Origin of the sequence: Anoxybacillus eryuanensis (assembly GCF_051200995.1) — a bacterium.
GTDB lineage: Bacteria > Bacillota > Bacilli > Bacillales > Anoxybacillaceae > Anoxybacillus > Anoxybacillus tengchongensis.
On record NZ_JBPODS010000001.1, the window covers coordinates 307,526 to 332,861 of the forward strand.

The following is a 25,336-nucleotide window of genomic DNA, read 5'->3' on the forward strand; positions in this document are numbered from 1 at the left end:
ATACAAAACCTTCACTTCCGCACGTCTCGCATATCCTTGTACCAAGTTTCAATTCCTTATAGGTACGATACAAACTCCAGGGTCGCGTGATTGATGATGCGAAGAAAGGAACGGGTTTCAATTCCTTATAGGTACGATACAAACTACGAGAGCTTGAAGAGCTCCATACCTATGACCTTGGTTTCAATTCCTTATAGGTACGATACAAACTAATCCCTTCCGCCATCGCCAACTCATAAGCTAACCGTGGTTTCAATTCCTTATAGGTACGATACAAACGGGAACTTGGATTCCCTCATCGACCAAATCACAGAAGTTGGTTTCAATTCCTTATAGGTACGATACAAACCCACGCAGATGGCAGACATTAACATACCAATACATCAGGTTTCAATTCCTTATAGGTACGATACAAACCCCCAAAAAGTGTTGATAAATCAATGTGTGGAAAAGCTATATAACAACATTATACATACATCCGAAAATTCAGTCAATAGTCTCCATGCGTTGATACGTCTAAAAAACTTGCAAAAAGCAAACTGTCGTCGATCCCCCGGGGTTTTTGCAAGATTGGAGGTCGACGACAGTTGTGAAATAATACACAAATTACTTATTCCTTCTCTAACAACTTCTGTATTTCTTCTTCCTCAAGGTCTGTGACGTTCGCGATATCTTTGACGCTCATTCCTTTTCTTTTCATCGTCTGTACGAGATGCTTCATACCTTGTATCATCCCTTGTTTGATCCCTTGTTTCATTCCTTCTTCTCTTCCTTTTTCCAACGCCTTTTGTTCATACGAAATCATGAGTTCCAACACTTGTTCTTTTTCTTTCGTCTCCATTTCATTCACCTCGCTTCGTAGTCTTCGTTCTTCTTCATCTGATAGTTTCACATATGTTTCAAAAAAGCCAAACAACAACCGTTGTTTCGCTTCGTCTAATTCCATCCGCACAAGCATGCGTAAAAATTGCTTTTTCAATTCTACCCGTTCACTTTCAGTATACCCCATTTTACTGAGCAGTGCAGCGGCGATCGGGTTGTCTTGGCGAATGTAGTTGCGCCAGTTTTGTTTACGAAGTTCCACGGTGAAAAAATGAAAATCAAGCACATGACCAAACGGAAATTGGAGGGTAAATGTCGATGGTTCATCGCGGATCGTATCGTAGCTAAAGACGGCAATCGGTACGATGTGTTTACGGTGTTTTTCAAACAAACGGCTAAAGTAAATAAACATTCGTTCGGGAAACGACGGTTGGACGTAGCTTTGATTTTCGATATGAACGATAATTAAGCTATCCTCCCCTCTCAGTTTCGTTTCGACCAACAAATCAACGCGATATTTCTCCCCTGCCACTACATCGGTAAATAGCTCCTCCGATAAAAACGATACGTGGTGAAAGTCGATATGCTCATGCATCGTCGGGAAAAAGAGAACGATAAACTCCTCAAAAAACGTCTGAATCAACTATTTAAACAACCGATCGTGGTCAATGGACATACATTCACCTCGCGTACAATAGTTTTAATGTTTTTATTCGACAACATCGATCATTTTCCTGCATACGGAAACATTTGCGCCAGTCGAGAAAAGATGCTGAATACAACGAAAAACCCCGAGCTCTCTAAAAGAACTCGGGGTTTTTGATGATTCCGACTGGGCTCGAACCAGCGACCTCCACCCTGTCAAGGTGGCGCTCTCCCAGCTGAGCTACGGAATCGCGTGTTGTCCTATCGAACACATTTTTTATTATACTGACGGCCATCCACATTGTCAAATACTTTTTTAAAAAATTTTTTAGCCATCGCATACGCAATGGCTAATGGCGAATAAAATCGATGTGCGTGCCTTGGAATAGGCCGTCTTTATATTCATATGTGACGATTAAGCTGCCGATGTATTCGCCTTTTTTCCTTTCAAGCAATAAAACGGCCTTCAGCTTTTGTTTGTCGATCGCATACTTTACAAAGCGATCGAATGTCACTTTTATTCCTCTTTCGCCTTGACGATTGTACGGAATGAGGGCGTGAACATGATCGATGACAAGCTCTGTTCCTTCGTCTGTCTCTTTCATTTTCACACTTTTTAATACAATGGTGCGCGGATCTTCGACGATGACTTCTTCCATGCCGCTTTGGCTATGGGTGAATACGTGCACTTCGTTTTTATATGTTCCGTTGCCGCGCGCTTTCACGAGAAAAACAACGACATCTTCTTTTCCATCTTCCGTCACGTCAATGGAATATAATTGCGGAATGGCTTTTGGGTCGTTCACGTGTTCCCATTCTGGAAACGCATACGTCTCTTTGCCGACGTGCAACATAAAATGGCGCACCCAATCTCCATCTTCTTTTCCACACAATTGCACGTTTGCTTCATCCAATTTTTTCGTGCAAGCATGCCCATTGAACGAAAACGCTGTCATCATTGATAACAATAATGATAAAAACATATGCGTCCTCCAAACCTTTTTTCACTTAGTATGAAGGAAAAACAGAAAAAATATGTATTGCCTTTTATAAAGAAGACATGATATGATAATTAGAAAAACATTCGAAAGGGATGGTGAGCTATGAGACGTGTCACATTAACTGACATCTTCCTTCACCCCATCACCCAAAAATATTTAAAACGCTCAGGCGTCGCGCACGCCATTGCGACCGCATATCATGCGTATCGCCTCGCCTTGCAGTATGGAGTAAACGTCGATTTGGCGACGAAAGCGGCATTGCTTCACGATATCGGTCATTACGAATGGTATTCAAACGGAACATGGGACTATGAAACATACAAACAAAACGACATTCATGCGATCAAAGGGGCAGAGCGAGCGCATAAACTGCTTATTCGACTCGGAGAACATCCTCAGCACGCGAAAGAAATTGCCCTCGCTATTTTGCTTCATACCGACTCGTATCTTCCAGAAGGAGAATTAAAACGAAAGCCGCTCCAGACGATCGTCAAACTTGCTGATGAGGCAGATGAAGAACCGGGTGGCAAACATCATTATCGCCAAATCGATGATGAACTGGCCTTAAAAAAAATCCAACAACTCGATCGCATGGTCGAGCAACAACTACAACGACATGCCCTCGACCAAATTAGCTAAGGCTAGGTACTGACCTAGCCTATACATATGATAACGCCTGTTCAAAGTCGGCAATTAAATCATCAATGGCTTCAAGTCCAACACTCATGCGCAACAAGCCGTCGGTAATGCCGCGGCGGTGGCGCTCCGCTTTCGGCATCGCTGCGTGCGACATTTTTGCCGGATACGATAAAATCGACTCAACTGCTCCTAAACTGACCGCAAATACCGGAACGTGCGCATGTTTGACAAACGTCCGCACCGCTTGTTCATCTTCCAACTCAAACGACAACACCGCACCAAACCCTCGCGCTTGTTCACGATGAATGACGTGCCCGTCATGATGCGAAAGCCCCGGATAATACACGTGTGCCACTTTCGGATGACGATGTAAAAACTGCGCGAGTTGTATGGCTGAACGAGACGAATGTTCTAACCGAACATGAAGCGTTTTTAGCCCACGCAACACAAGCCACGCATCTTGCACGCCGAGCACCGCACCAAACGAATACTGCAGTTTCCGAAGCTCTTTTGCGAGCCGCTCGTCTTTCACGACCGCTAACCCGGCCACAACATCGCTATGCCCCGCTAAAAATTTCGTTGCGCTATGCAAAACGACATCGACACCGAGATCAAGCGGCCGCTGCAAAATAGGCGTCGCAAACGTATTATCTAAAAACGTCAAACAGCCATGTGCTTTGGCGAGCTTCACAACCCCACGAATATCTGTAATTTTCAAGAGCGGGTTCGATGGCGTTTCTATATAAATGACTTTCGTATTCGGACGAATGTGGCGCGCTACCGCATCTAAATCGGTCATATCGACAAACGTATGTTCAATGCCAAATCGGCTTAATACATCGGTGATGATGCGATACGTTCCGCCATATACGTCATCAGTAACGAGCACATGATCACCTTTCGACAACAATAAAAATGCCGTAGAAATCGCCGCCATGCCGGAGGCGAACGCAAAGCCACTGACGCCCCCCTCTAGTTCTGCAATCGTTTCTTCTAACGCCTCGCGCGTCGGATTGCCCGAACGGCTATAATCGTACTTTCCGAACGTATCAAAATCAAACTGATGAAACGTTGACGCATGATGAATCGGGACGCTCACCGCGCCCGTTTGCGCATCAATTTGCCATTTATTATGAACGAGTTGCGTTTGCACATCCATCCTCTACACCTCTTTCATGCGTTGAAACGCTTGTGTTAAATCAGCAATTAAATCGTCAACATGTTCGATACCGACCGAAAAACGCAACAGTCGATTACATACCCCGTTGGCGATACGAACGTCTTCTGGAATATCCATATGCGTTTGCGTCGCTGGATACGTAATAAAACTTTCGACACCGCCTAAACTTTCCGCAAACGTAATAAGCTTTAAGCTTCGTAAAAAGGTATTCACCCACCGTTCGTCGCCCACGCGAAACGACAACATGCCTCCTTTTCCCGGATAAAGCACATCGGTCACGTCTTCATGTTGCGCTAAAAATTCATAAATCGCTTTTGCGTTTTGTTCATGTTGGCGCATGCGAAGCGCGAGCGTTTTCATGCCGCGAATTAACAACCATGAATCAAACGGCGACAACACCGCACCGATCGCGTTATGATACATTGCCAATTGCTCGCACAACGCTTTTCCTTTTGCGACAATGAGCCCAGCAAGCACATCGTTATGCCCGCCTAAATATTTCGTCGCGCTATGAATGACGATGTCTGCTCCTTTTGTTAATGGCTTTTGTAACATAGGTGTGTAAAATGTATTATCGACAATGAGAAGGAGATGATGTTGTTTCGCAAACGCTGCCACCGCTTCAATGTCCGCTTCTTGCATGAGCGGATTTGTCGGCGTCTCTAAAAAAATCCCTTTCGTTTTGTCCGTCACATGTGCCTTCACCGCATCGAGATCGCGAAAATCGACGTATGTAAACGACAGCCCGTATTTCTTCCACCCTTTTTCAAATAGTCGATACGTTCCACCATATAAATCCGCGGAAACGAGAAAATGATCGCCGCTTTCAAACAACGCAAACAACGTTTGAATGGCAGCCATCCCCGAGCTACATGCGAAGCCTTGATCCCCTTCTTCTAGCTCGGCGATCGCTTCTTCGACAATACGTCTCGTCGGGTTTCCTGTCCGAATGTAATCGTACCCTGTCGATTGTCCGATCCCTTCATGACGATATGCTGTTGAAAAATACACAGGCGGGTTGACCGTTCCTGTCGTCGTTTCGCTTCGATTGCCGATTTGCGCTAATACCGTTTCGATATGACTCATGCCCTCTCTCCCTTTCCGAAAAAATAAAAAGCCTTCTAAGAAGAAGGCTTTTTGTCCATAGACAACGACTTCTTCTTATCTTCCGAATTGAACACCAATTCGCTGGATTTAGCACCTGACCGTTTTCGGCTGGTTGCTGAAGGTTCATCGGGCCAGTCCCTCCCCTTCTCTCGATAAGAATGCACAAGTATTGAATTTTCTGATTTTTAATTAATGTACCGTATTTCCAAAAAAATTGCAACTGTTTTTTATCGTCTAAACATGACAAACTTGCTGTACATCGAGGGAGACTCATTCCTTTTCTAACAACTCACGCACTTTTTCTTCGGAAAGATCGGTAACGTTCGCAATATCTTTGACGCTCATTCCTTTTCTCGCCATCGTTTGTATAAGATGTTTCATACCTTGTTTTATTCCTTGCTTCACTCCTTCTTCTCTTCCCTTTTCTAACGCCTTTTGTTCATACGAAATCATGAGTTCCAACACTTGTTCTTTTTCCTTTGTCTCCATTTCATTCACCTCGCTTCGCAGTTTTCGTTCTTCTTCATCTGATAGTTTTACATATGTTTCAAAAAAGCCAAACAGCAACCGTTGTTTCGCTTCGTCTAATTCCATCCGCACAAGCATGCGTAAAAATTGCTTTTTCAATTCTACTCGTTCACTTTCAGTATACCCCATTTTACTGAGCAGTGCAGCGGCGATCGGGTTATCTTGGCGGATGTAGTCGCGCCAGTTTTGTTTACGAAGTTCCACAGTGAAAAAATGAAAGTCGAGAACATGACCAAACGGAAATTGGAGGGTAAATGTCGATGGTTCATCGCGGATCGTGTCGTAGCTAAAGACGGCAATCGGTACGATATGTTTACGGTATTTCTCAAACAAGCGGCTAAAGTAAATAAACATTCGTTCAGGAAACGATGGTTGGACGTAGCTTTGATTTTCGATATGAACGATAATTAAGCTATCCTCCCCTCTCAGTTTCGTTTCCACAAGCAAATCAACGCGATATTTCTCCCCTGCCACTACATCGGTAAATAGCTCCTCCGACAAAAACGATACGTGGCGAAAGTCGATATGCTCATGCATCGTCGGGAAAAAGAGAACGATAAACTCCTCAAAAAACGTCTGAATTAACTGTTTAAACAAACGGTCGTGGTCAATAGACATACATTCACCTCGCATACAGTTATTTCGACGTTTTTATTCGACAACATCGATCATTTTCCTGCATCATTGAAGTGCATCAAAAAGCTACACTTAAATTTTCATGCATTCAAAAAGACTTGAGGATCTCCCCCCAAGTCTTTCATCGTTCAGCCGCAAGCGCATCGGCTTTTGTTGGATGGACGGTTCCAGCAGGATGTTGTGGCGGCGCATAAATAGAATATAGCTTGAGCGGAATATTTCCGGTGTTGATTACATTATGCCACGTTCCGGCAGGCACAAAAATGGCAAAGCCATCGCTGACTCGTCGTTCAAACGTCCATTCATTTTTCCTCTTCCCCATCCGTACGATGCCTTCGCCTTGTTCAATACGTAAAAATTGATCGACACCGCGATGAATTTCTACACCAATATCTTCCCCGACACGAAGGCTCATTAACGTCACTTGTAAATGCGGTCCTGTCCATAACGTCGTACGAAACATGTCGTTTCGTTTCGTCGCGTCTTCCATTTGGACAACAAACGGGTTCGGTCCGTAATCTTTCGTGTTTTCTCGCGGAAGCGGATACATCGGATACGGATACATCGGCACATACACATAAGTCGGATAGTAATAATACATGTTCCCACCTCTTTCTTTATCGTCATCGCTATGTTATGCATGAACCATAAAAAATGCGCCTATGTGTAAACAGAACGATCCGTCAACCGATTGACTTTTGCTTATCGGGAGACTTTGTTATACTAAAACATAAACATCGCATACGGAGGTTTGTTATGTGGCACGAGTTTAAAAAATTTGCGGTACGTGGCAACGTCATCGATTTGGCTGTCGGGGTCATTATCGGCGGAGCGTTCGGGAAAATTGTCTCTTCTCTCGTCAACGACATCATTATGCCGCTTGTCGGTTTGCTTTTAGGGGGCATTAACTTTAGCAATTTATCATGGAAAGTTGGCGAAGCCGAAGTAAAATATGGCGCGTTTATTCAAACTGTCGTAGATTTTTTCATCATCGCCTTTTCCATTTTTTTATTCGTCAAACTTTTGAACAACTTATACGAACGCGTCAAAAAACAAGAAGAAGCAAAAGAAACCGCACAAACGCTCACGAAAGAAGAACAATTGCTGATAGAAATTCGCGATCTATTGAAACAACAAAAAGACATGTTGTAACCCTTCACTCCTTGAAAAAGTGGAGGGTTTTTTATGTTCACAAACCATTTATTGGGATATAATATATATCATCATTTTAATTTTATTTTAACTTTATTTTCATTTCATTTGAACTTTTTATCCCATCCTTATACAATAAAGACAAGGAGAAAGACAAGGAGGTGGTTCAGGTGACAACCGTTATGGACCGCGAAAAAGCAAAATGTTGGGTAGAACGAATGAAAGCACAACTACATGACGAAAAAGTAGAGGAACTTGCTTCTTTTTTGAAGTATTTAACAAACGTCTTAGAACGAGTGGAACCTCACAAAACTGAACAGCTTATGTCACGCCTTCATCAACCGCAAAACGTAGACGAACTTGCTTCTTGTTTTGAACAGCTTTGTGAATTAGTCATCGATGTAGGGGAAAATCATCATTTAACAAAAGTATATAAAACGAGCGAAGTAGCGAAGTTTATGGGGGTCACCGTCGCCACTGTGAACAATTGGATTAAAGAAGGAAAAATTAAAGGCGCGCATAAGGCGGGGAAAAACGCGCATGCCAAAATACCTGAAACAGCACTCTATATTACCTCATCGAACGAAGTTATGACGATTAAAGAAATTGCCTACCTTTATGAAAAAGAACAAAAACAACATCTTCCACAAGTAGAAAATGAACTGCTAGAAACCATTCAATTTTTCAATAAAAAATATAACGGCACTTACTTTGAAACGTTGGCTAAAAAAGATGTTTTAACGCCTGAAGAACAACGAGATGCTTCAGAGTGGACATATGCCTTAAAAAAGGTCGGTTTGTTTGATGAGTAAAGAACGGAAAAGAACCTCTGTTGCGAACAAACAAAGGCGAGGAAAAGGGAAAACAAAGCGATCATACCCTAATCCACGCCAACCAGCCAGCGTTTTTTCTTTTCTCGAGCGAGACTTTGCCGACATCATTTTAGAAATCCGAGAAGGCGGCGCTGACGGGCGCCCTTCCACCAAAAATTGCGCTCGAAAAACGATCATCTTTCGCAATGACACGAAATTATACGTTATCGAATACAAAACTTCTGACGGTTGGATCGACTACTATTACTACGATTGGGTCACTTCAGATGGGAAAACCATTTTAAAATGGCATTCGGAGCCTCACAATGCAGATGAGCGGTATCAAACAACGACTGAGCCATACCATATTCATCTTCCTGCATCCGAGACGTTACATAACATGTATCGACTAGCAAACTTTGAACACCAAACATTACGAAGTATTATTGAATTTATTTTGTTATTCGACAAAGCCCTTCCTTCTTTTCAAAACTATACAACAAAAAAGCCGTAAACCCATCCGGATTTACGGTCTCCTTTTTACGCATTCAACGCAGCTTCTTCCTCGTCGCGCAAGTTATGGGCAAGACGACCGGAGGCGCTTGCGGCAACGCTTGCGACTAAATCGTCTAAAAACGTATGCACGCCTTTGCCACGTTTTGTATCGAGCTGCTTAATGATTCCGACTTTATTTTTATCGAGATGACCAAATGTGGTTACCGCAATGCTTCCGTATCCGAGCACTGCCCCTAACGCTAACGTTTCATCGACGCCAAACAATCCTTCATCCGTTTCAACAATCGTTTGAAGCGGTTCGGAAAGCATGTTTTGTTCTGCTAGTTTATCAAGTTCAATGCCAACTAAAATCGCATGTTGTACTTCGCGCTTTTGAAGCACTTTTTCGACACTTTCAATACACTCCGTCATCGTTAAATCCGAATTGTACGGACTTTGCATTTCATATACAATCTCAGCGATCGCTGGAATCGTCACACCACGTTCCGTCAATAGCTGCAACGTTCTTTCATACACTTCTTTACTTGATATACGCTTCATGTGTCATTCCCCCTCTCGTTCTCTCATTATATCACGCAACGACAAAAAATGCAGAAATGTGGTACGATAAAAAAGAACAACGTCGAAAGCGGAGGGCATCACACCGACAGTCCTTCGCCTCGAAAAAGACATATATAAGGATGGGAGAACATGCAAGAGTTAAAACTTCACAGCCAACATTTAGACGAGGAACTAGCGCTACCTGTATATTGTTCAAAACCTGTCACGCCGCTTTATAAACATCTCGTCATTATCGCGCAAGACGGACAAGATTATTTTATGTTTGGCAAAATCGGACGCGTCATCGACGAGCTTGGTGTGCGTGCTGTCGTCATCGGCGTACCGTATCGCGATGTATTCGATCGCTATGAAAAATATCATCCGAACGGAAAAAAACGCGAAGCGTACATGCGCTTCCTCGCCAACGAACTCGCGCCACTTGTCGACGAGCAATTTTCAACATATCAAATGGGGACCACTCGCATTCTCATCGGCGATTCGCTTGCAGGTACGGTTTCGCTACTTACCGCGATGACATATCCGCATACGTTCGGAAAAGTCGTCATGCAGTCGCCATACGTCAACGACGAGGTCATGGCACATGTCCAATCATTTACCGATTGGCATTTGCTTGCGCTGTATCATTCGATCGGCATACATGAGACAGAAGTGAAAACGACAGACGGAGCTGTCCGTAACTTTATTGAACCAAATCGTGCGCTATCTCACGTCCTTCAAACAAAACAAGTTCGCTACCATTATCACGAGTTTGACGGCGATCATTCATGGACATACTGGCAGCCAGATTTACCAATCGGATTAAAAAAAGTTATTGAAATGTAACAGTATTTTCCGAAAATTTGTTATAATATATAAATATAATGATGAAAGGAGGAAACGTCGCATGAAATGTGGCATCGCGATTTTTCCATCGAAAAAAATTCAAGATTTTGCAAATGCGTATCGCAAACGGTATGACTCTCATTACGCTTTAATCCCACCGCACATCACGTTAAAATATGCGTTTGATGTGGAAGAAGACAAACTTGAGGAACTCGTTCAACAACTGCGCAACGTCGCTCGCGAAACAGAGCCATTCACGTTGCGCGTCACGAAATTTAGCTCGTTTTATCCGGTCAACAACGTCATTTATTTAAAAGTAGAAAAAACAGAGCCACTCGTTACGCTACATGAAAAATTACATCGTCCACCGTTCGTCGAACAAACAGACTATGCGTTCGTACCGCACATTACGATCGCACGTGATTTGTCAAACGACGAATATTCCGACGTATTCGGACGGTTCAAGATGCAATCTGTCCATTTTGAAGAACAAGTCGATCGCTTCCATCTGTTATATCAGCTTGAAAACGGATCATGGTCCGCATATGAAACATTTCATCTCGGAAAGGAATAATCATATGGACGTAAAACTTGGACAAGATGAAGCGCTTTGGCACGATGCCCTTTTCGTTCGTCGTGCTGTCTTTATTAACGAACAAGGCGTATCAGAAGAAGAAGAAATTGACGCATTTGAAAATGAGTCCGTTCATTTCGTCATATATGATAACGACAAACCGATTGCGGCAGGTCGCTTTCGAACGATTGATGGCATCGGTAAAATCGAACGCATTTGCGTCCTTCCAGCTTATCGCGGACGTGGCATCGGCAAGCGCATCATGGAAGCGATTGAACAATACGCCAAACAGCACGTCTCAAAAGTAAAACTAAACGCTCAAACACATGCTGAACCGTTTTACAAACAGCTTGGCTATGAAACGATATCCGACGTCTTTCTCGACGCAGGCATTCCACATGTGACGATGATGAAAACAATCGACATGCGATCATAACGGTCGCATGTTTTCTTTTTCGCTTGGCATACTAACACAAGAAGCGAAAAAAGAAAGGATATCGTTATGAACGCATTCGGACAAATTGCGCTCGAATTAGTTATCGGTTATATCGCTTTATTTATTATGGCGAAAATACTAGGGCGAACGCAAATTACGCAAATTACACCGTTTGATTTTATTTCCGCCCTCGTGCTCGGCGAACTCGTCGGCAACGGGCTGTACGATGCGGACGTCGGGCTTTCGAAAGTGCTATTTGCGATCGCACTTTGGGGGCTGTTAATTTACGCAACGGAAATGATTACGCAAAAGAAAAAAGAACTGCGCGAATTGTTAGAAGGAAAACCGGTCATCGTCATTTCGAAAGGGAAAATTTTGTATGAAGCATTAAAACAAACGAAGCTCGACCTAAATCAACTACAACATTTACTTCGCGCTCGCAACGTCTTTTCCGTTCGCGAAGTCGAATACGCCATTTTAGAAACAGACGGAACGGTGAGCGTCATGAAAAAATCCCCATACGAACAACCGACGCGCCAAGACCACAACATATCTGCATCTGAAGCGGTATTGCCTGTGACGGTCATTATCGATGGGGAAGTCGTTTGGGATAATTTACGCGAAAACGGTTGGGACGAACAATGGTTAAAAAAACATATTCGCCACGCTGGTTTTGAAAACTATACAGACATTTTATACGCCGAATGGCAAGATGGAAAAGGAATGCATGTACAGGCATATTAACGTTTTTTCAACGAACGATCTTGAGGTCGTTTTTTCTTTTGTGGCGTTTGTTGTTTTTTCTCGTTTGTTGCTCGTTGTATGCTCGTTATGCGCGGAACGGTGAGTGAAGTTGGACGAATCATATAGTCTCCCCCTTTGTTTATATATTCGCTCGTCAATAAAAAACTCCTTTTCTCTTATTGTATGATTTGTTAACATAGACGTTGACGTTAGACGAAGGAGTTTGACCGATGAACAAAGCACGATATAACGGCAAGTTATTTGATATTCATACGTTACCACGAGAAAAATATGAGCTCGTTTACGAACAAAGTTTACGGAATAAATGGACGTGCCCGATGTGCGGTGGAATCGTTCGCTTTCATTTAGCGATTGAACATGCCCCGCACTTTTATCATGTTTCGAATGCTTGTATAAAAGAAGAACGAAAACAAGCCGACATCATCTCGATCCAACCGAAACAACCATTTCAAACGAAAGACAAAAAACAATTGACCGTATGCGGCGTTTCGCTCGATGCCGACCAATACGAAGCGGTGCGCCACGTCGATGGACCGCTTCTCGTTCTAGCAGGTGCCGGAAGCGGGAAAACACGCACGTTAACGACGCGCGCCGCAGCAATGGTCACAACCCATCACATCAAAGCGACAAACATCATGATCGTCACGTTTACGACAAAAGCAGCGAAAGAGCTATCCGAAAGACTTCAGTCGTACAACCTTGCGGGGATACCGACAATCGGAACGTTTCACAGCTTATTTTATCGCATGTTACAACATGCCGATCCGTTCCGTTGGCGTCATGAGCGGCTCATTCGCGACTGGCAGAAGGAAAAGATGATGAAAGAAATCGGGCGCGACATCGGCATTGATGAACGCGATTTTCCGTACGATGAAGCGATGCAGCGCATTTCATATTGGAAAAACACGCTCACCTCCCTTGACGACATCACAATTGAAAACGAATGGGACGAGCGCGTTGTACAATTGTATGTGCAATATGAAGAACGAAAACGACAACTCGATGTATTTGATTTTGATGATATGTTATATGCGTGCTATGACATGTTGCGAACGGATGAAAAACGATTACGACAATATCACGAACGATTTCATTATTTTCTTATCGACGAGTTTCAAGACATTAACCATGTACAATACGAAACGATGAAACTGCTTGCGTCCCACACGCATCACATTTGTGCCGTTGGCGATGACGACCAAGCGATTTATGCGTTTCGCGGCTCCGATCCATCATTCATTGACCAATTTCAAAAAGATTTTCCGAATACGAAAATCGTCAAGCTGACGGAAAATTATCGCTCATCGCATCCGATCGTCTCGCTCGCCAACCGCATCATTTCGAAAAGTCGCACGCGCATTCCAAAACAAATGAACGCTCAAACCGACAGCATGCATTGTCCGACGTTTTTCTTTCCGTACGATGAAGAAGAAGAAGCGACGATGATTGCCTGTGACATTGAAGAGCGATTGAAACAAGGCGTCAAACCGAGCGATATCGCCATTTTATGCCGAACGAACGCATCCGCGCGTGCCGTATTTGAACGGCTTTCACAACTTCGTTTTCCTGTCACAACAGACGGCGACTCGTTTTACAACCGGCGCATCGTACGCTATATATTAAGCTTTTTTCAACTTGCGATCGATCCAAACGATGAACAAGCGCTTGCGGATGTCGCAGCCGTATTGTTTTTGAAGCAGACGGTCATGAACGACTTAAAAGCGATCTCGATTTTACAAGATTGTTCGCTCGTTGAAGCGCTTGCCAAACTTGACGGCATTCAACCGTTTCAAAAACAAAAATTGCGCACGATCGCTCCGCTTTTTGCGAAAGTGAAAAACATGAAACCCATCGACGCTATTGACTTCATCGAAAAAGAGATGGGCTTTGGCGACTTTTTAAAAAAACGTGGCAACGAAGGGAATGCGATCGAAAAAGGATCGGACGATGTGCGCGATGTCAAAGTTGTCGCGCGGAAATTTAAAACGATTCAAGCGTTTCTATCTCACGTCAAACGCGTTCAAGCATACGCCAACCAAACGTGCGCAGACGGCATTCAACTCATGACCATTCACCGTTCCAAAGGGTTAGAGTTTCCGATCGTCTATATCATCGGAGCCGTCGACGGACTATTGCCACATGACTATGCGCTTGAGGCGTACCGAAACGGCGATGTCGCTCCTCTTGAAGAAGAACGCCGCCTTCTTTACGTCGCGATCACTCGCGCAAAAGAACGTCTGTTTATTTCCGTTCCGTCCATGCGCCGATTAAAAAAAGCAAACGCCTCGCGCTTGCTCCCTCTCCTTGAAACAAAAGCGAAAAGCCTCGTCTAAGACTTTTCGCTTTTTCATTATTTTTTATTCAACATGTTGGCAATCGTATTAAAATCAATTTGTTTTCCGTTATTGACGATCGACTGCACAATTTTATCTTCTAACTCTTTCGGCACGTTGCGATTCGCAATTTGAGCGACGCGTTTAACGATGCCACGCACCGTTTTTTCGTCTTTAAAGTTCGCATGTTGTAAAGAATTCGCAAGGGCAAAAATATCTTGCATATTGACGCCCGTTTTCTTTTCGATGTTTTTAAAAAAATGTTGATCCATCTTTCCCCGCCTCCTTCGCTTTTCTTTTTCAGCATATGAAAAAGAAAAAAAAACGTTCCAAAGGTATGCCCTTTGGAACGCCTCTTCTTAGTGAACGAACGCTGCACCAACGATAATCAATAAGATGAACAACACAACGATTAACACGAATGTTGAACCGTATCCGCCGCCGTAGCCGTAGCCACCGTAACCATATCCGCAATATCCGAAGCCCATGAGACTCCACCTCCTTGAACGTTGTCGCTTACATCATATGCGCAAAAATGCATTTGGTATGGGCGCTTATAAAAAATGCTGAAACATCCGCGCGAACTGCTTTTCTTTTTTCGCAAAAAACGCTTCAGCATCGCCCATGTTTGCTTCAAATTGTTGAAATAGCTTACCGTTTATGTTTTCGAGTTTGCTTAGCGTTGCTTCTACTTCTTTCCCCCATGCTTCAAACGCTTTCATGAGCGCATCGTGCTTTGCGTGTTTGGCGCGCGCGTACGATTGCAATTCTTTTTCCAAACGATCCATCCTCTTCCCCCCTTGCTTTTTCATACGTAACGAACGTAAAAATGTGCTAAAATAAAACACGAAACAAAAAGAAAGGACGTGTCATATGAAACGACTACAAGACGCACAACAATTTGAACAAGCGATCGCATCAAGCACACCTGTTATCGTAAAATTTTTTACAACATGGTGCCCCGACTGCGTGCGCATGGATCAATTTATCGACGAAGTGATCGCCGCTTATCCACAATTTACATGGTATGACATTAATCGCGACGATGTGCCAGACATCGCCGAAACGTACAACGTCATGGGCATTCCGAGCTTACTTGTGTTCCAAAACGGCGAAAAAATCGCCCACTTACATAGCGCCAACGCCAAAACACGCGAACAAGTCGAGGAGTTTCTGCAAACGATAAAAGGCTGACAAAGGATGTCAGCCTCTTGTTATGGCATCTCGACTTTTCCTGTACGCTTCACACCGTCTAATATAACAAACAACCGTGAATAACAGTCTTGGATCGTCTTTTTATGTTTCATGTTGTTGTATTCATCTTTCACAGAAGAAATGGCTGTAAGTTTTGAATAAGCTGCTGCATTTGTTTTGCTTGTTGTTCGTACATTTGTTTGGCTTCGGCATCATTTGTTTGCAAGGCGAATAGTTCGAAGTCCGCTTCTGCTTTTTTCATCGATGCGAGCAATAGTTGCTTTTGTTGCGGCTCTGGTACTTGAATGCGGTCGTCGTATAAATCGACGGTCAGTTGACCGTACGAATCGACTTGCGCTAAAAAGACGTTTTCGACAGCAACACCCATTTGATCGAGTTGCTGCTTTAACCACCCGCGGTTTAAACGGGCTGTCGCAAGCGGTTCATCTAAAATTTCACCGTCCATAATGACCGTTTGTGGTTCTTTTTCCTCTGGAACATATCGCTGAATGTCCCCGATCGTGAGAGGCTGTTTGTCGCGTTTTAATAAAACGCTTAAGTCGCCGTTTGCTTCGAGCGTCGCAAATTCGACGTCGGCGACGCGAAAGACATCTTTTTTCCGCAACTGTTCGAGCAATTCATCGGCTGTATATTTTTCTTTTTTCAAATTATCTTCTAAAATTTTTCCGTTTTTAATAAAGACGGTGGAATTGCCTTCAACGAAATCGCGAAATTTTTTACTGCGAAGCGAAATAATCGAAATGGCGACAGGGAAAAGCGACCAAATTAAAATGCTCGTTATCCCTTCCGTTAACCGAATATCTAAATCCATCGACATCGAGCCGGCAATATCCCCGATCGTAATGCCGACGATATATTCAAAAAATGATAGCTTCGACAACTGTTTTTTCCCTAATAATTTTGTAATAACAAACAGTCCAATTAAAATACAAATCGAGCGAATCGCAACTTCTAACCATGCTGGCATACTTACATCCCCTTATATTGCGGCTCTTCGCGCTCAAGCGTTGCAATGCGCCCTTTGAGCGCCGCAATCATTTGTTCCGTTTCAAGCATCGCTTCATGAAACGCACGCTGCGCCTCGTCGTTCGATGAAGTAAGCGCAAACTCTTGTAACGTCGCATGAATCGCTTTCATATTCGCTAAACTTTGTTTTACTTGTGAACCGATCGTCATGTTCCTCTATCCTTTCGGTTTGAATAATAATGCTCCGATAAAACCGAACACAATGGCGGCCGAAATGCCGGCGCTTGTCACTTCAAACATGCCCGTTAACACCCCGACGATGCCGTGTTTTTCTGCTTCTTGCATCGCCCCATGCACGAGTGCGTTGCCGAAACTTGTAATCGGAATCGTTGCCCCAGCACCGGCAAAATCGATCAGCGGCTCGTACAATCCAAATCCGTCTAAAATCGCACCAGCAACAACGAGTGCGCTTAACGTATGCGCAGGTGTCAACTTAAATACATCAAACATCACTTGTCCGATGACGCAAATAAGCCCTCCGACGACAAACGCCCAAAAAAACATCGCCATCATAAATGATCGCCTCCATACTCAATCGCTACCGCATGCGCGATGCACGGGATCGTCTCTCCTTGTTGAAACGTCAGCGGCGATAAAAGCGCCCCTGTTGCTACGACGAGCATGCGTTTAAATTCTCCACGTTTCATTCGATTGAACAAATGCCCGTATACAACGGTCGCCGAACATCCTGCCCCACTTCCGCCCGACAACACCGGTTGCCCTTCGCGGTAAATGAGTAATCCGCAATCTTGATACCTCTCCTCTTCAATCTCCATCCCGTTTTTTCGTAACAAATCGAGCGAGACGGTGCGCCCGATTTTTCCTAAATCACCTGTCACGATCAAATCGTAATACGACGCATCGATTTGCATATCGCGTAAATGGGCTTCAATCGTATCGACAGCCGCTGGCGCCATCGCTCCGCCCATATTAAACGGGTCAGTTAATCCCATATCGACGACGCGCCCAATCGTTGCGGAAGTAATGCGTGGGCCATCTCCTTCATTCCCGACGACCGCCACACCCGCTCCTGTCACCGTCCATTGCGCCGTCGGTGGCTTTTGCCCTCCGTATTCGGTCGGGTAGCGAAATTGCTTTTCAACCGCAGCATTATGGCTCGCAGCACCTGTTAATATGTACTTCGCCCCACCATAGTTGACGATAAATGCGCTTAACGCGAGCGCTTCCATCGACGTCGAGCAGGCGCCAAATACGCCGAGATACGGCGTGCTAAGCGTGCGCGCCGCAAAGCTTGACGGCGTCATTTGATTAATCAAATCTCCTGCAATAATAAACTGCACTTGTTCTTTTTCGATGCACGCTTTTTTCATCGCCTGAAAAAACGCTTCTTCAAACAGCACTTTATGCGCTTTTTCGTACGAATCTTCTCCGAGCCAAAGGTCTTCATGCAATAAGTCAAAATCATCAGCAATGTTGCCGTTCGCTTCAAACGGTCCGCCGACTGTCGCAGTGGCGACGATGATCGGACGGTTTTCAAATACCCACGTACGATGTCCTTTCATCATCCGAGTCCACCCCATTTGATCGCAATCGTTTTAATGAGCGCCACGACAAAGGCAGAAAACGTGCCGAATAAAATGACTGAACCTGCTAGTTTAAACATATTCCCGCCAACACCGAGCACAAATCCTTCCGTCCGATGTTCAATCGCAGCCGAAATGACAGCGTTACCAAACCCGGTGACAGGCACCGCGCTCCCTGCCCCAGCAAATTGTGCCAATCGGTCGTACACACCAAAACCAGTTAACAACATTGCAAGAAACACCATGGTAGCCACCGTTGGATTGCCGACTGTTTTTTCCGTAAAGTCGAAAAAGTACATATAAAAATAGGAAATGGCTTGACCAATCGCGCAAATGAATCCACCAACAAAAAAGGCACGCACACAGTTTTTCAACACCGGGCGCTTCGTTTCCCGCGCTTGTTCAAACTGATGATACTCTTGTTGAACGGGTGTTAAATTTTTTCGTTTTTCGTTTGCCATCCTCTCACCTCACTACGTTTGTTCTTCACTTAATTTTTGAATGACCGTCACTTCTTTTTCGATCGCTTGTTCACTTATGTTTTTCGTTTCGATTTTTTGTTTTAACGCTTTCGTTTTCCAAAAAATTTTTAAATCGTGCGATGCGATCACTTTTTCGCGAAATTGTTCATTCAGCGCTTTGCCTACCTCTTTTTCAATTTGTTTCATGCGAAAGCGATGCAAATGTTTCACTTGATACGCAACTAACAATCGACCGTTTGCTTGAACGGCAACCGCATCTTTCACATCTTCGCGTGCCTTTAACATCTGTACTGCTTTTTCGGCATGTTGTTGGTCGCTTCGTTTCGCGCTTCCATCATGGCTGACGTTTGTGATGTTTTCTTGTTGAAGCGATTGTTGTTGTTCTTTTTGTTCATGCGCACAACTCATGAGTAAAAAAACGGAAATGAGTACAAACCATTTTTTCATGGCGTTCACCTTTCTATTCATGTAACGAAAGGGCGTCCGCATGGGACACCCGATTCACTTATTGTTTATATTGTGGCTCTTCTTGTTCAATTTCTTGCAGGCGTGGCGATAATAAATCAACGATAGCTTGCGTTTGTTGTGCTGCTTGTTGATACAATTGCTTCGCTTTTTCATTTTCTGTTTGCAACGCAAACGTTTCAAAGCTTGCTTGCGCCGATTTTAATCCCGCTAACGTTTGTTTCACAGAACTGGCGACAGTCATAATGACAACCTCCTTTGTTTTTTCACACCATAGCATGCACCTATGCGAAAAAGTTATACAAAAAAAATAGCCCCTAAAAGGAGCTACGGTTTATCACGAAATCCATTTCCGATCGACGGATTATTCAAAATCCCAGCCATCACTAAAATACTTAAAAACGCATTCCATAATTGCTCATATTTTCCTAAATCTAAATCGACCCCAAACGTTTGAAGCAAAAGTGGAATAAATGAACCGATCGCAAGCCATAACCCATAATTTTTAAAACGCTCCATGTTTCTCTCCCCTATGCTATTGTTTTTTCATCTTTTTCCCACATCCGCAACCACCTGTTTTTTTCACAGGTGCTGGTGAGGACGTATATACTTTCGCTGTTTGCGATCCACCGAGGACAATCGGTTTTTTCTTTTCCATTTGCAACCCCTCCACATGTGTAAGATACAATAGCATATGAAAAAGATGGAGCGCACGACTATGCGTTTTCCCTATTTCTTTTTTTCCGCAAATGAAAATGGAGTCGCCATCGGCAATTGTCCGCTATGCTTTAACGTTTGTTGTCGCTTAATATTGTGCATAAACCATGAATCTGTTCCTTGTGCAAATACTTGTTTTGTTATTTGTTCGAGCTGCTTTTTTAACTCTTCGTTTTCTTTTTTTAACCGTTTAATTTCTTGATAACGTTGTTCGCTTAACGCTGCTAATTCTTTTAACAACACATTTTCCGCCCGCAACACGTCTAGCTCATTTTGCATATGCCCACCCCTTTCTACTACATAACAATTCAACATGGCGCTCATTTATGACAAAAAAATTCCGCACATATCCCTGCACACTTACCTACCTTTCTCATACTATACAGTAGTCCCGATACATGCGACGGGAAAAACTGAAATAGGAGGAACGAGGCATGACGCATCATAAAGAGCGTAAAGAAAAAGTGTGTATTAAAACACGCAAAGTGTATGACTGGGTTACTCGTCAAGTCGATGTGCCGTTGCGTAGTTTTTCAAATGGGGATTTGGAAAATATTTTTCCTGAAAGCAAATGTCCACGCCATGGGCAATCGGTTTGCGACTTTTTCGCATCAAACGGCTTAAGTGCTGGCGATTTCTCGATTCGCTGCTTCTTAACAGACGATGAAGGAAACCGCATCGACCAAACAGTTGACAACAATGCACTCATTTGCCAAGAAATTTTACAACCAAATGGACGCCAACCTGTTCACGTCACACTTCCATCAGGCGATACAGTGACATTACAAAAAGTGAAAGTGCTTGTGAAAGGTCACGTTGTCGTGCAAGTTGTCAATGCGAACGGTCACGTCGTTTGCGAATCTTCTCCAATCCCATTTGCGACGGCACAAACGTTTATCTTATGCGCACCAGAAGGCACAATGCTCGATTGCCACATTTCGTTTTTCGAATGTGACGCAAGTTTAATTTGCACTGACAACTTCTCACAGCTTGATGTATCCATTACATTATGCTTAGAGGTGCAAATGGAAGCAGACGTGAAACTTGAAGTCGAAGCACGCTACTGCCAACCGCGCGAAGAAATTTTAGAAGCAACACTTTGCCCAACAGACAAATTCCCACCACAATGCCCAGAAGTATTCCCAGCACATTAATGAATGAAGCAGGCTCACATACAGCCTGCTTCTTTTATATGTTCAACATGTAGCTGATTACCGTATATGTGCAAGCCATCCAAAAGGAATAAGAACGATAGCACGTATTTTTCACTTCTTCTGAAGACCTATTCCACATATATCCACTTCCATGTATATAAAAAAGAAAACTTGTGGCCATCACACCGACGAGAAACGTCCATTCCATATATGGCACGCCTGTTTTTTCACTTGCTGCATATGGAACAAAAAATAAAAATACGATTGTAGTCAAAATAGAAAACGATGTTCTCATTCAATCACACCTTTATTTTGGTATATATGACATATGATAAAATAAAATGAATATTGAAACAACAAAAGGAGAGGATGACATGAAATGACGAAAAAAATATGGGTCGTATTTTTCATTTGTTCGATGTTTATCGTTCCACCAAGTCATATGACTCCAAATGGTTGGCAAGGATGTCCAGAATGCTTATAGGGGGGAGGAGATGAACAACCAACATATTCAACTGCAACAAAAAATTATTCATTATCGCTCGGAAGTAGCAAAATATAAGCAACTATTGCAGCTTGTCGAAACCGAACTAAAACGCGAGCAGCTACGCAATCAATACGTCCAAAAGCAGCTCGAACAACTAGACGAATACGAACGAACGATGGAGCATCTGAAGCAGCAACTTCTTTTTTACGAAGTGGCGCTTGAAGAAGAAAAAAAACGAAAAAAAGAAACAAAAAAAGAAGACATCGTGCGCGCCAACGCCTATTTTGCATATGCGGTCATGATCCCAGAAGAAAAAGAAGAACATGTGACGATTATTGGCGATTTCGTCATTGACAATGCCGGCAATATGCCACTCCATGACCCGATCATTTGCCTTCGTCTCCGCCCTGCCGATCACGCTCAATTAAGCGGAAAATTTTCATTTCGCCAACTGCAAGAGGAAGATGGCTGGACGTTTGCGGTCGAAGATTGGCGCCAGAAAATAAAAGACGGGGAATATTGGCTAAAACCGATCGATGAAACGACGCTTTTACCAAATGAACAACTGCGTTTTCCGTCATTTGAATTGCGCGTCGTACAAACAGTTGTCGTCGAAGGGTTCGTTTATTTCCGCCAACTGAAACAAGGGGTATCATCTTTTAATCATATCGTTATTAATAAATAAGCAGGCATTCGCCCGCTTTTTTTATTGGCTCGATTTTTGAACAACGACCTCAATAAACGCCGCACATCCTGCAATGGCTAACACGGAAACAATCGGCATGACGATCGGCGCCATATATGTCGCTCCGACATACAATGCCGTTGCACACCATATGCCTGTGCACCAATGACAGCTTAACAACTCCCCGATCCACTTTTTTAGCCCCGTTCCTTTCACGACAATATACGTCTCTCCATCTTGTTCGAACTCATCATGAAACGGCGCACGCAAAAACGATGTAATGCGATCATATACGAGTAAGCGCGTCAAACGAAATGAAGCGATACATAAAAGAAAAAAGTGAAAAACATCCATTTTTTCGCCTCCTCGCTTCACTTTATGTTGCTTATGTAAAAAACATGCAGTACGTTCGCCTATTCCGTTTTTTATTGTTTCACATATAATGCAATGAGTCATTTCACAAAAAAGGATGTGAAACTGTGTATAACATTTTTTTCAGCAAAGACTTTTTAGCTCGCCAACGTCACGTACAACATATATGCGCTACGCTTACGACATTAAGCGAAGGAACAGAACTGCACGTGCATACGAACAAAGAAACATACTATAACGCTCAACTCGTTCAACTAGACACAACATCGAAAACATTAACCATCATCGTTGACCCATTTTACGAAAGCGGTGGAAAATCAATGATCATCAACTGCCGTGACATCGTCGCAGTGGAGTTTCCAACCGAAGCGCTCGTTGCGGCAACTGAACAAACAACAACAATTGGAACGAAAAAAACAGAAGACGAAGACGAATAAAGGAAGTGAACTTATGAACGTTTGTATGATTGGTGCCGGTTATGTCGGATTAACAACAGCAGCTGTTCTTGCTAAACTTGGGCATACCGTTCATTGCATCGATGAAAATGAACAAAAAATTGCCGCCTTACAGCGCGGGAATGTTCCGATTTACGAGCCGGGTTTAGCTGAGTTGTTAACCGACTATAAAAGTCGGCTTTTTTTTCATCACAACGAACAACATATAAAAGAAGCAGACGTCATTTTTATTTGCGTCGGCACACCGCCTGACTTAAAAGGAAAACCAGACGTCTCGTACGTCCATCGCGCCATGGATACGCTTACTCCATATATAAGCGATCATCAAACACTTGTCATGAAAAGTACTGTCCCGATCGGAACGAACGAACGCATATATAAACGCTTAAAAAATGAAGGAAAACATGTGCGCATCGTCTCGAACCCTGAATTTTTGCGCGAAGGCTCTGCCATTTACGATTCGTTACATCCCGACCGTATCGTCATCGGCTTACGTGACGATGATGATCGTTCCCTTTCCGTTATGCAAACATTATATGCCGGCATTCACGCGCCATATGTCGTCACAAGTTTAAATGGTGCTGAAATGATAAAATATGCCGCCAACGCCTTTCTAGCAACGAAAATTTCGTTTATAAACGAAATGGCACGCCTTTGTGAAGCGTACGGCGTCGACGTTGTCGATGTCGCAAAAGGCATCGGGCTTGACGAACGCATCGGGCGACATTTTTTACAAGCGGGTATTGGGTACGGTGGCTCTTGTTTCCCGAAAGATGTGACAGCCCTCATACAAATGGCATATGAACAAATGGTGCGCCCGTATATGTTAGAAGCGACAAAAACGATTAACGACACGCAAATCCATTGGTACATTCAAAAAATGAAACGAACGTTAGGTGCACTTGCCGGCAAACGGATTGCCGTCCTTGGCATCGCCTTTAAACCGAACACAGACGATATTCGTGAATCGCCTGCTTTGTCGTTTATAAAAAAATTGCACGCCCTCGGTGCCGATGTCATCGCCCATGATCCGAAAGCTGTTGTTCCAAACGACGTCGCTGTAAAACAAGCAAAAACGATACAAAAAGCCATTCAACAAGCCGATGCGCTTATCGTTGCGACCGATTGGGATGCGTACAAACAACTAAACTGGGAAGAAGTAAAAGGAATGATGAACGGAAACGTCGTCATCGATGGACGAAATAGCTTGCCTCGTGAGGCGATCATGAACGCAGGACTAAACTATATAGGGGTGGGGCGCGGATGAACATACTTGTTACCGGAGCAGCTGGCTTTATCGGCTCGCACGTATGCGAAGCATTGCTACAGCATCATCACGTCATCGGCATCGACTCATTCACCGGCCCGACGCCAAAAGAATGGAAAGAAAAAACGATCGACACGTTAAAAAAACATGACCGTTTTACATGGCTCGAAGGCGATTTGTTGTCGTTGCCGCTTGACGACATCGTCAAACAAGTCGACGTCATTTATCATTTGGCTGGCATGCCGGGGGTGCGCACAAGCTGGGGAACGTCATTTGATTTATATACGACACATAACATATTAGCGACACAACGATTGCTTGAAGCGTGTAAACAACACCGCCCAAAACAGTTCATTTATACGTCAACGTCATCCGTTTATGGCGAAAAACATGGGCGCGTGCATGAAAACATGACTCCGACTCCGCTTTCACCGTACGGCATAACGAAGCTTGCTGGTGAACATTTATGCCACGTATATGGCTCGGAGTTTGGCGTGCCGACGACGATTTTGCGTTATTTTACCGTGTACGGTCCACGCCAGCGAACTGATATGGCGTTTCATCGTTTTATTCGCCAAATGCTGTTTGATGAGCCGATGACAATTTTCGGAGACGGCACACAAACGCGCGACTTTACGTACATTTCCGATTGCGTCAATGGCACGCTCGCTGTGCTTGGCAACGACAAAGCGATTGGCGAAACGTTCAATATTGGTGGAAAAGAGCGCGCATCTATTAACGACGTCATCGCCACCCTTGAAGAAATGATCGGTAAACAAGCAAACAAACAATATATGAATCAAGCGATCGGTGAACCGAAACATACGTGGGCGGACATTTCGAAAGCGGAACGCATCCTTTCGTACGCTCCAAACGTATCATTGCAAGAAGGATTACGCCGCGAAGTCGAATATATTCGCTCGCTTTATGGGAGGTAG

Annotated in this window: 38 protein-coding genes, 1 tRNA gene, 1 CRISPR repeat array and 1 riboswitch; of the genes, 15 read left to right on the top strand and 24 right to left on the bottom strand. The window is 43.8% G+C overall.

The genetic code is table 11. From position 1 onward, the window contains the following. Positions 1-43: 43 nt before the first annotated feature. A CRISPR array of direct repeats spans positions 44-417; the repeat unit is 32 nt; unit sequence TGGTTTCAATTCCTTATAGGTACGATACAAAC. Between the two features lie 193 nt (positions 418-610). The 3 genes from HNQ84_RS01580 to HNQ84_RS01590 all read right to left on the bottom strand — a co-directional run bounded on the left by HNQ84_RS01580 (position 611) and on the right by HNQ84_RS01590 (position 2,450). After that, complete coding sequence (locus tag HNQ84_RS01580) at positions 611-1,465, bottom strand: Rpn family recombination-promoting nuclease/putative transposase (RefSeq protein WP_435620908.1); 855 nt, start codon at positions 1,463-1,465, stop codon at positions 611-613. Positions 1,466-1,645: 180 nt separating this feature from the next. Continuing rightward, positions 1,646-1,718 (bottom strand) — tRNA-Val (locus HNQ84_RS01585). 99 nt (positions 1,719-1,817) lie between these two features. Continuing rightward, the gene (locus HNQ84_RS01590; protein WP_435620909.1) at positions 1,818-2,450 is read right to left on the bottom strand and encodes a hypothetical protein; all 633 of its coding nucleotides are present in this window, start codon (positions 2,448-2,450) and stop codon (positions 1,818-1,820) included. 120 nt (positions 2,451-2,570) lie between these two features. Here HNQ84_RS01590 and HNQ84_RS01595 point away from each other — a divergent pair, with 120 nt between their 5' ends. Next, a complete protein-coding gene (locus HNQ84_RS01595; RefSeq protein ID WP_055440368.1) occupies positions 2,571-3,107 on the top strand; it encodes an HD domain-containing protein in 537 nt (178 codons plus the stop codon). Between the two features lie 19 nt (positions 3,108-3,126). Here HNQ84_RS01595 and metC read toward each other — a convergent pair whose 3' ends face one another. The 4 genes from metC to HNQ84_RS01615 all read right to left on the bottom strand — a co-directional run bounded on the left by metC (position 3,127) and on the right by HNQ84_RS01615 (position 7,159). Continuing rightward, positions 3,127-4,266, bottom strand: a complete 1,140-nt coding sequence (metC, locus tag HNQ84_RS01600) for a cystathionine beta-lyase (RefSeq protein WP_435620910.1) — start codon at positions 4,264-4,266, stop codon at positions 3,127-3,129. A 3-nt stretch (positions 4,267-4,269) separates the two neighbouring features. Continuing rightward, positions 4,270-5,373 carry a methionine biosynthesis PLP-dependent protein gene (locus tag HNQ84_RS01605; RefSeq protein ID WP_435620911.1) on the bottom strand — a complete coding sequence of 368 codons (1,104 nt, stop codon included), beginning with the start codon at positions 5,371-5,373 and terminating at the stop codon, positions 4,270-4,272. 72 nt (positions 5,374-5,445) lie between these two features. Then, positions 5,446-5,553, bottom strand: a riboswitch (SAM riboswitch). 111 nt (positions 5,554-5,664) lie between these two features. After that, entirely contained in the window at positions 5,665-6,540 is an 876-nt protein-coding gene (locus tag HNQ84_RS01610; protein WP_435620912.1) for an Rpn family recombination-promoting nuclease/putative transposase, read from the bottom strand. 139 nt (positions 6,541-6,679) lie between these two features. Further along, positions 6,680-7,159, bottom strand: a complete 480-nt coding sequence (locus HNQ84_RS01615; protein WP_435620913.1) for a cupin domain-containing protein — start codon at positions 7,157-7,159, stop codon at positions 6,680-6,682. Between the two features lie 155 nt (positions 7,160-7,314). Between HNQ84_RS01615 and mscL the strand changes: the two genes are divergently transcribed. From mscL to HNQ84_RS01630, 3 genes are all read left to right on the top strand, one after another. Further along, entirely contained in the window at positions 7,315-7,710 is a 396-nt protein-coding gene (gene mscL, locus HNQ84_RS01620; RefSeq protein WP_435620914.1) for a large conductance mechanosensitive channel protein MscL, read from the top strand. Between the two features lie 170 nt (positions 7,711-7,880). Continuing rightward, positions 7,881-8,522: a helix-turn-helix domain-containing protein gene (locus HNQ84_RS01625; RefSeq protein ID WP_435620915.1), complete on the top strand. Its 642-nt coding sequence runs from the start codon at positions 7,881-7,883 to the stop codon at positions 8,520-8,522. Then, positions 8,515-9,036: a toxin-antitoxin system TumE family protein gene (locus HNQ84_RS01630; protein ID WP_435620916.1), complete on the top strand. Its 522-nt coding sequence runs from the start codon at positions 8,515-8,517 to the stop codon at positions 9,034-9,036. Before HNQ84_RS01625 ends, HNQ84_RS01630 begins: the two co-directional genes overlap by 8 nt. Positions 9,037-9,062: 26 nt before the next feature. Here HNQ84_RS01630 and HNQ84_RS01635 read toward each other — a convergent pair whose 3' ends face one another. Continuing rightward, positions 9,063-9,578 (bottom strand): phosphatidylglycerophosphatase A family protein, encoded by a 516-nt coding sequence (locus HNQ84_RS01635; protein WP_435620917.1) that lies wholly within the window; start codon positions 9,576-9,578, stop codon positions 9,063-9,065. 150 nt (positions 9,579-9,728) lie between these two features. Between HNQ84_RS01635 and HNQ84_RS01640 the strand changes: the two genes are divergently transcribed. The 4 genes from HNQ84_RS01640 to HNQ84_RS01655 all read left to right on the top strand — a co-directional run bounded on the left by HNQ84_RS01640 (position 9,729) and on the right by HNQ84_RS01655 (position 12,175). Next, complete coding sequence (locus HNQ84_RS01640; RefSeq protein WP_435620918.1) at positions 9,729-10,421, top strand: alpha/beta hydrolase-fold protein; 693 nt, start codon at positions 9,729-9,731, stop codon at positions 10,419-10,421. 61 nt (positions 10,422-10,482) lie between these two features. Next, positions 10,483-10,995, top strand: coding sequence for a YjcG family protein (locus tag HNQ84_RS01645; RefSeq protein ID WP_435620919.1), 513 nt, complete (start codon positions 10,483-10,485; stop codon positions 10,993-10,995). Positions 10,996-10,999: 4 nt separating this feature from the next. Then, positions 11,000-11,431: a GNAT family N-acetyltransferase gene (locus HNQ84_RS01650; protein WP_435620920.1), complete on the top strand. Its 432-nt coding sequence runs from the start codon at positions 11,000-11,002 to the stop codon at positions 11,429-11,431. A gap of 66 nt (positions 11,432-11,497) precedes the next feature. Then, complete coding sequence (locus tag HNQ84_RS01655) at positions 11,498-12,175, top strand: DUF421 domain-containing protein (RefSeq protein WP_435620921.1); 678 nt, start codon at positions 11,498-11,500, stop codon at positions 12,173-12,175. Here HNQ84_RS01655 and HNQ84_RS01660 read toward each other — a convergent pair. Next, complete coding sequence (locus HNQ84_RS01660) at positions 12,172-12,297, bottom strand: hypothetical protein (RefSeq protein WP_435620922.1); 126 nt, start codon at positions 12,295-12,297, stop codon at positions 12,172-12,174. The genes HNQ84_RS01655 and HNQ84_RS01660 overlap by 4 nt on opposite strands. A gap of 108 nt (positions 12,298-12,405) precedes the next feature. Between HNQ84_RS01660 and HNQ84_RS01665 the strand changes: the two genes are divergently transcribed. Further along, complete coding sequence (locus tag HNQ84_RS01665; protein WP_435620923.1) at positions 12,406-14,529, top strand: ATP-dependent helicase; 2,124 nt, start codon at positions 12,406-12,408, stop codon at positions 14,527-14,529. 17 nt (positions 14,530-14,546) lie between these two features. Here the strand turns inward: HNQ84_RS01665 and spoVIF are convergent, their stop codons facing one another. The 3 genes from spoVIF to HNQ84_RS01680 all read right to left on the bottom strand — a co-directional run bounded on the left by spoVIF (position 14,547) and on the right by HNQ84_RS01680 (position 15,317). After that, entirely contained in the window at positions 14,547-14,801 is a 255-nt protein-coding gene (gene spoVIF, locus HNQ84_RS01670) for a sporulation-specific transcription regulator SpoVIF (RefSeq protein WP_006322845.1), read from the bottom strand. A gap of 87 nt (positions 14,802-14,888) precedes the next feature. Continuing rightward, positions 14,889-15,017 carry a YjcZ family sporulation protein gene (locus HNQ84_RS01675; protein ID WP_009362140.1) on the bottom strand — a complete coding sequence of 43 codons (129 nt, stop codon included), beginning with the start codon at positions 15,015-15,017 and terminating at the stop codon, positions 14,889-14,891. A gap of 66 nt (positions 15,018-15,083) precedes the next feature. Then, positions 15,084-15,317: a hypothetical protein gene (locus HNQ84_RS01680; protein WP_435620924.1), complete on the bottom strand. Its 234-nt coding sequence runs from the start codon at positions 15,315-15,317 to the stop codon at positions 15,084-15,086. An 85-nt stretch (positions 15,318-15,402) separates the two neighbouring features. Between HNQ84_RS01680 and HNQ84_RS01685 the strand changes: the two genes are divergently transcribed. Further along, a complete protein-coding gene (locus HNQ84_RS01685; RefSeq protein ID WP_435620925.1) occupies positions 15,403-15,723 on the top strand; it encodes a thioredoxin family protein in 321 nt (106 codons plus the stop codon). A 130-nt stretch (positions 15,724-15,853) separates the two neighbouring features. Here the strand turns inward: HNQ84_RS01685 and HNQ84_RS01690 are convergent, their stop codons facing one another. The 10 genes from HNQ84_RS01690 to HNQ84_RS01735 all read right to left on the bottom strand — a co-directional run bounded on the left by HNQ84_RS01690 (position 15,854) and on the right by HNQ84_RS01735 (position 20,257). Continuing rightward, positions 15,854-16,711, bottom strand: coding sequence for a DUF421 domain-containing protein (locus HNQ84_RS01690; protein ID WP_435620926.1), 858 nt, complete (start codon positions 16,709-16,711; stop codon positions 15,854-15,856). A 2-nt stretch (positions 16,712-16,713) separates the two neighbouring features. After that, positions 16,714-16,920, bottom strand: a complete 207-nt coding sequence (locus HNQ84_RS01695) for a DUF1657 domain-containing protein (protein ID WP_435620927.1) — start codon at positions 16,918-16,920, stop codon at positions 16,714-16,716. Positions 16,921-16,926: 6 nt separating this feature from the next. Next, positions 16,927-17,283, bottom strand: coding sequence for a stage V sporulation protein AE (spoVAE, locus tag HNQ84_RS01700; RefSeq protein WP_012575626.1), 357 nt, complete (start codon positions 17,281-17,283; stop codon positions 16,927-16,929). Then, a complete protein-coding gene (gene spoVAD / locus HNQ84_RS01705; RefSeq protein WP_435620928.1) occupies positions 17,280-18,296 on the bottom strand; it encodes a stage V sporulation protein AD in 1,017 nt (338 codons plus the stop codon). The genes spoVAE and spoVAD overlap by 4 nt, the downstream gene beginning before the upstream one ends. Then, positions 18,293-18,775 carry a stage V sporulation protein AC gene (gene spoVAC, locus HNQ84_RS01710; RefSeq protein WP_183249363.1) on the bottom strand — a complete coding sequence of 161 codons (483 nt, stop codon included), beginning with the start codon at positions 18,773-18,775 and terminating at the stop codon, positions 18,293-18,295. The genes spoVAD and spoVAC overlap by 4 nt, the downstream gene beginning before the upstream one ends. Before the next feature lie 12 nt (positions 18,776-18,787). After that, positions 18,788-19,243 carry a YhcN/YlaJ family sporulation lipoprotein gene (locus HNQ84_RS01715; protein ID WP_183249360.1) on the bottom strand — a complete coding sequence of 152 codons (456 nt, stop codon included), beginning with the start codon at positions 19,241-19,243 and terminating at the stop codon, positions 18,788-18,790. A gap of 58 nt (positions 19,244-19,301) precedes the next feature. After that, complete coding sequence (locus tag HNQ84_RS01720) at positions 19,302-19,505, bottom strand: DUF1657 domain-containing protein (protein ID WP_003395336.1); 204 nt, start codon at positions 19,503-19,505, stop codon at positions 19,302-19,304. An 83-nt stretch (positions 19,506-19,588) separates the two neighbouring features. After that, positions 19,589-19,780: a phage holin family protein gene (locus HNQ84_RS01725; RefSeq protein ID WP_183240342.1), complete on the bottom strand. Its 192-nt coding sequence runs from the start codon at positions 19,778-19,780 to the stop codon at positions 19,589-19,591. A 16-nt stretch (positions 19,781-19,796) separates the two neighbouring features. Next, positions 19,797-19,919, bottom strand: a complete 123-nt coding sequence (locus tag HNQ84_RS01730; protein ID WP_281380819.1) for a hypothetical protein — start codon at positions 19,917-19,919, stop codon at positions 19,797-19,799. A 71-nt stretch (positions 19,920-19,990) separates the two neighbouring features. Further along, entirely contained in the window at positions 19,991-20,257 is a 267-nt protein-coding gene (locus tag HNQ84_RS01735) for a hypothetical protein (protein WP_055440388.1), read from the bottom strand. Between the two features lie 155 nt (positions 20,258-20,412). On the opposite strand from HNQ84_RS01735, the gene HNQ84_RS01740 reads away from it, so the two are divergent. Further along, entirely contained in the window at positions 20,413-21,132 is a 720-nt protein-coding gene (locus HNQ84_RS01740) for a BMQ_0737 family morphogenetic spore coat protein (protein WP_032100720.1), read from the top strand. A gap of 34 nt (positions 21,133-21,166) precedes the next feature. On the opposite strand, the gene HNQ84_RS01745 is transcribed toward HNQ84_RS01740, so the two are convergent. Then, entirely contained in the window at positions 21,167-21,427 is a 261-nt protein-coding gene (locus tag HNQ84_RS01745) for a hypothetical protein (protein WP_032100721.1), read from the bottom strand. Positions 21,428-21,626: 199 nt separating this feature from the next. Between HNQ84_RS01745 and HNQ84_RS01750 the strand changes: the two genes are divergently transcribed. Next, positions 21,627-22,304, top strand: a complete 678-nt coding sequence (locus HNQ84_RS01750) for a hypothetical protein (protein ID WP_435620929.1) — start codon at positions 21,627-21,629, stop codon at positions 22,302-22,304. A 21-nt stretch (positions 22,305-22,325) separates the two neighbouring features. Here HNQ84_RS01750 and HNQ84_RS01755 read toward each other — a convergent pair whose 3' ends face one another. Continuing rightward, positions 22,326-22,658, bottom strand: a complete 333-nt coding sequence (locus tag HNQ84_RS01755) for a DUF1360 domain-containing protein (protein WP_183240347.1) — start codon at positions 22,656-22,658, stop codon at positions 22,326-22,328. 125 nt (positions 22,659-22,783) lie between these two features. Here HNQ84_RS01755 and HNQ84_RS01760 point away from each other — a divergent pair, with 125 nt between their 5' ends. From HNQ84_RS01760 to HNQ84_RS01770, 3 genes are read left to right on the top strand one after another with little or no spacing between them, the layout of a single operon-like run. Next, positions 22,784-23,113 (top strand): hypothetical protein, encoded by a 330-nt coding sequence (locus HNQ84_RS01760; RefSeq protein ID WP_435620930.1) that lies wholly within the window; start codon positions 22,784-22,786, stop codon positions 23,111-23,113. A gap of 13 nt (positions 23,114-23,126) precedes the next feature. Further along, positions 23,127-24,398, top strand: a complete 1,272-nt coding sequence (locus tag HNQ84_RS01765; RefSeq protein WP_435621019.1) for a UDP-glucose dehydrogenase family protein — start codon at positions 23,127-23,129, stop codon at positions 24,396-24,398. Next, on the top strand, positions 24,395-25,336 hold the full coding sequence (locus HNQ84_RS01770) for an NAD-dependent epimerase/dehydratase family protein (protein WP_435620931.1): 942 nt from the start codon (positions 24,395-24,397) through the stop codon (positions 25,334-25,336). The genes HNQ84_RS01765 and HNQ84_RS01770 overlap by 4 nt, the downstream gene beginning before the upstream one ends.

Bases quoted from the DNA above. Each gene is read 5' to 3' on its own strand.
- HNQ84_RS01590 (WP_435620909.1), bottom strand. From the start codon at position 2,450: ATGTTTTTATCATTATTGTTATCAATGATGACAGCGTTTTCGTTCAAT.
- HNQ84_RS01595 (WP_055440368.1), top strand. From the start codon at position 2,571: ATGAGACGTGTCACATTAACTGACATCTTCCTTCACCCCATCACCCAA.
- metC (WP_435620910.1), bottom strand. From the start codon at position 4,266: ATGGATGTGCAAACGCAACTCGTTCATAATAAATGGCAAATTGATGCG.
- HNQ84_RS01605 (WP_435620911.1), bottom strand. From the start codon at position 5,373: ATGAGTCATATCGAAACGGTATTAGCGCAAATCGGCAATCGAAGCGAA.
- HNQ84_RS01610 (WP_435620912.1), bottom strand. From the start codon at position 6,540: ATGTCTATTGACCACGACCGTTTGTTTAAACAGTTAATTCAGACGTTT.
- HNQ84_RS01615 (WP_435620913.1), bottom strand. From the start codon at position 7,159: ATGTATTATTACTATCCGACTTATGTGTATGTGCCGATGTATCCGTAT.
- mscL (WP_435620914.1), top strand. From the start codon at position 7,315: ATGTGGCACGAGTTTAAAAAATTTGCGGTACGTGGCAACGTCATCGAT.
- HNQ84_RS01630 (WP_435620916.1), top strand. From the start codon at position 8,515: ATGAGTAAAGAACGGAAAAGAACCTCTGTTGCGAACAAACAAAGGCGA.
- HNQ84_RS01635 (WP_435620917.1), bottom strand. From the start codon at position 9,578: ATGAAGCGTATATCAAGTAAAGAAGTGTATGAAAGAACGTTGCAGCTA.
- HNQ84_RS01640 (WP_435620918.1), top strand. From the start codon at position 9,729: ATGCAAGAGTTAAAACTTCACAGCCAACATTTAGACGAGGAACTAGCG.
- HNQ84_RS01645 (WP_435620919.1), top strand. From the start codon at position 10,483: ATGAAATGTGGCATCGCGATTTTTCCATCGAAAAAAATTCAAGATTTT.
- HNQ84_RS01650 (WP_435620920.1), top strand. From the start codon at position 11,000: ATGGACGTAAAACTTGGACAAGATGAAGCGCTTTGGCACGATGCCCTT.
- HNQ84_RS01655 (WP_435620921.1), top strand. From the start codon at position 11,498: ATGAACGCATTCGGACAAATTGCGCTCGAATTAGTTATCGGTTATATC.
- HNQ84_RS01660 (WP_435620922.1), bottom strand. From the start codon at position 12,297: ATGATTCGTCCAACTTCACTCACCGTTCCGCGCATAACGAGCATACAA.
- HNQ84_RS01665 (WP_435620923.1), top strand. From the start codon at position 12,406: ATGAACAAAGCACGATATAACGGCAAGTTATTTGATATTCATACGTTA.
- spoVIF (WP_006322845.1), bottom strand. From the start codon at position 14,801: ATGGATCAACATTTTTTTAAAAACATCGAAAAGAAAACGGGCGTCAAT.
- HNQ84_RS01675 (WP_009362140.1), bottom strand. From the start codon at position 15,017: ATGGGCTTCGGATATTGCGGATATGGTTACGGTGGCTACGGCTACGGC.
- HNQ84_RS01680 (WP_435620924.1), bottom strand. From the start codon at position 15,317: ATGGATCGTTTGGAAAAAGAATTGCAATCGTACGCGCGCGCCAAACAC.
- HNQ84_RS01685 (WP_435620925.1), top strand. From the start codon at position 15,403: ATGAAACGACTACAAGACGCACAACAATTTGAACAAGCGATCGCATCA.
- HNQ84_RS01690 (WP_435620926.1), bottom strand. From the start codon at position 16,711: ATGCCAGCATGGTTAGAAGTTGCGATTCGCTCGATTTGTATTTTAATT.
- HNQ84_RS01695 (WP_435620927.1), bottom strand. From the start codon at position 16,920: ATGACGATCGGTTCACAAGTAAAACAAAGTTTAGCGAATATGAAAGCG.
- spoVAE (WP_012575626.1), bottom strand. From the start codon at position 17,283: ATGATGGCGATGTTTTTTTGGGCGTTTGTCGTCGGAGGGCTTATTTGC.
- spoVAD (WP_435620928.1), bottom strand. From the start codon at position 18,296: ATGATGAAAGGACATCGTACGTGGGTATTTGAAAACCGTCCGATCATC.
- spoVAC (WP_183249363.1), bottom strand. From the start codon at position 18,775: ATGGCAAACGAAAAACGAAAAAATTTAACACCCGTTCAACAAGAGTAT.
- HNQ84_RS01715 (WP_183249360.1), bottom strand. From the start codon at position 19,243: ATGAAAAAATGGTTTGTACTCATTTCCGTTTTTTTACTCATGAGTTGT.
- HNQ84_RS01720 (WP_003395336.1), bottom strand. From the start codon at position 19,505: ATGACTGTCGCCAGTTCTGTGAAACAAACGTTAGCGGGATTAAAATCG.
- HNQ84_RS01725 (WP_183240342.1), bottom strand. From the start codon at position 19,780: ATGGAGCGTTTTAAAAATTATGGGTTATGGCTTGCGATCGGTTCATTT.
- HNQ84_RS01730 (WP_281380819.1), bottom strand. From the start codon at position 19,919: ATGGAAAAGAAAAAACCGATTGTCCTCGGTGGATCGCAAACAGCGAAA.
- HNQ84_RS01735 (WP_055440388.1), bottom strand. From the start codon at position 20,257: ATGCAAAATGAGCTAGACGTGTTGCGGGCGGAAAATGTGTTGTTAAAA.
- HNQ84_RS01740 (WP_032100720.1), top strand. From the start codon at position 20,413: ATGACGCATCATAAAGAGCGTAAAGAAAAAGTGTGTATTAAAACACGC.
- HNQ84_RS01745 (WP_032100721.1), bottom strand. From the start codon at position 21,427: ATGAGAACATCGTTTTCTATTTTGACTACAATCGTATTTTTATTTTTT.
- HNQ84_RS01750 (WP_435620929.1), top strand. From the start codon at position 21,627: ATGAACAACCAACATATTCAACTGCAACAAAAAATTATTCATTATCGC.
- HNQ84_RS01755 (WP_183240347.1), bottom strand. From the start codon at position 22,658: ATGGATGTTTTTCACTTTTTTCTTTTATGTATCGCTTCATTTCGTTTG.
- HNQ84_RS01765 (WP_435621019.1), top strand. From the start codon at position 23,127: ATGAACGTTTGTATGATTGGTGCCGGTTATGTCGGATTAACAACAGCA.
- HNQ84_RS01770 (WP_435620931.1), top strand. From the start codon at position 24,395: ATGAACATACTTGTTACCGGAGCAGCTGGCTTTATCGGCTCGCACGTA.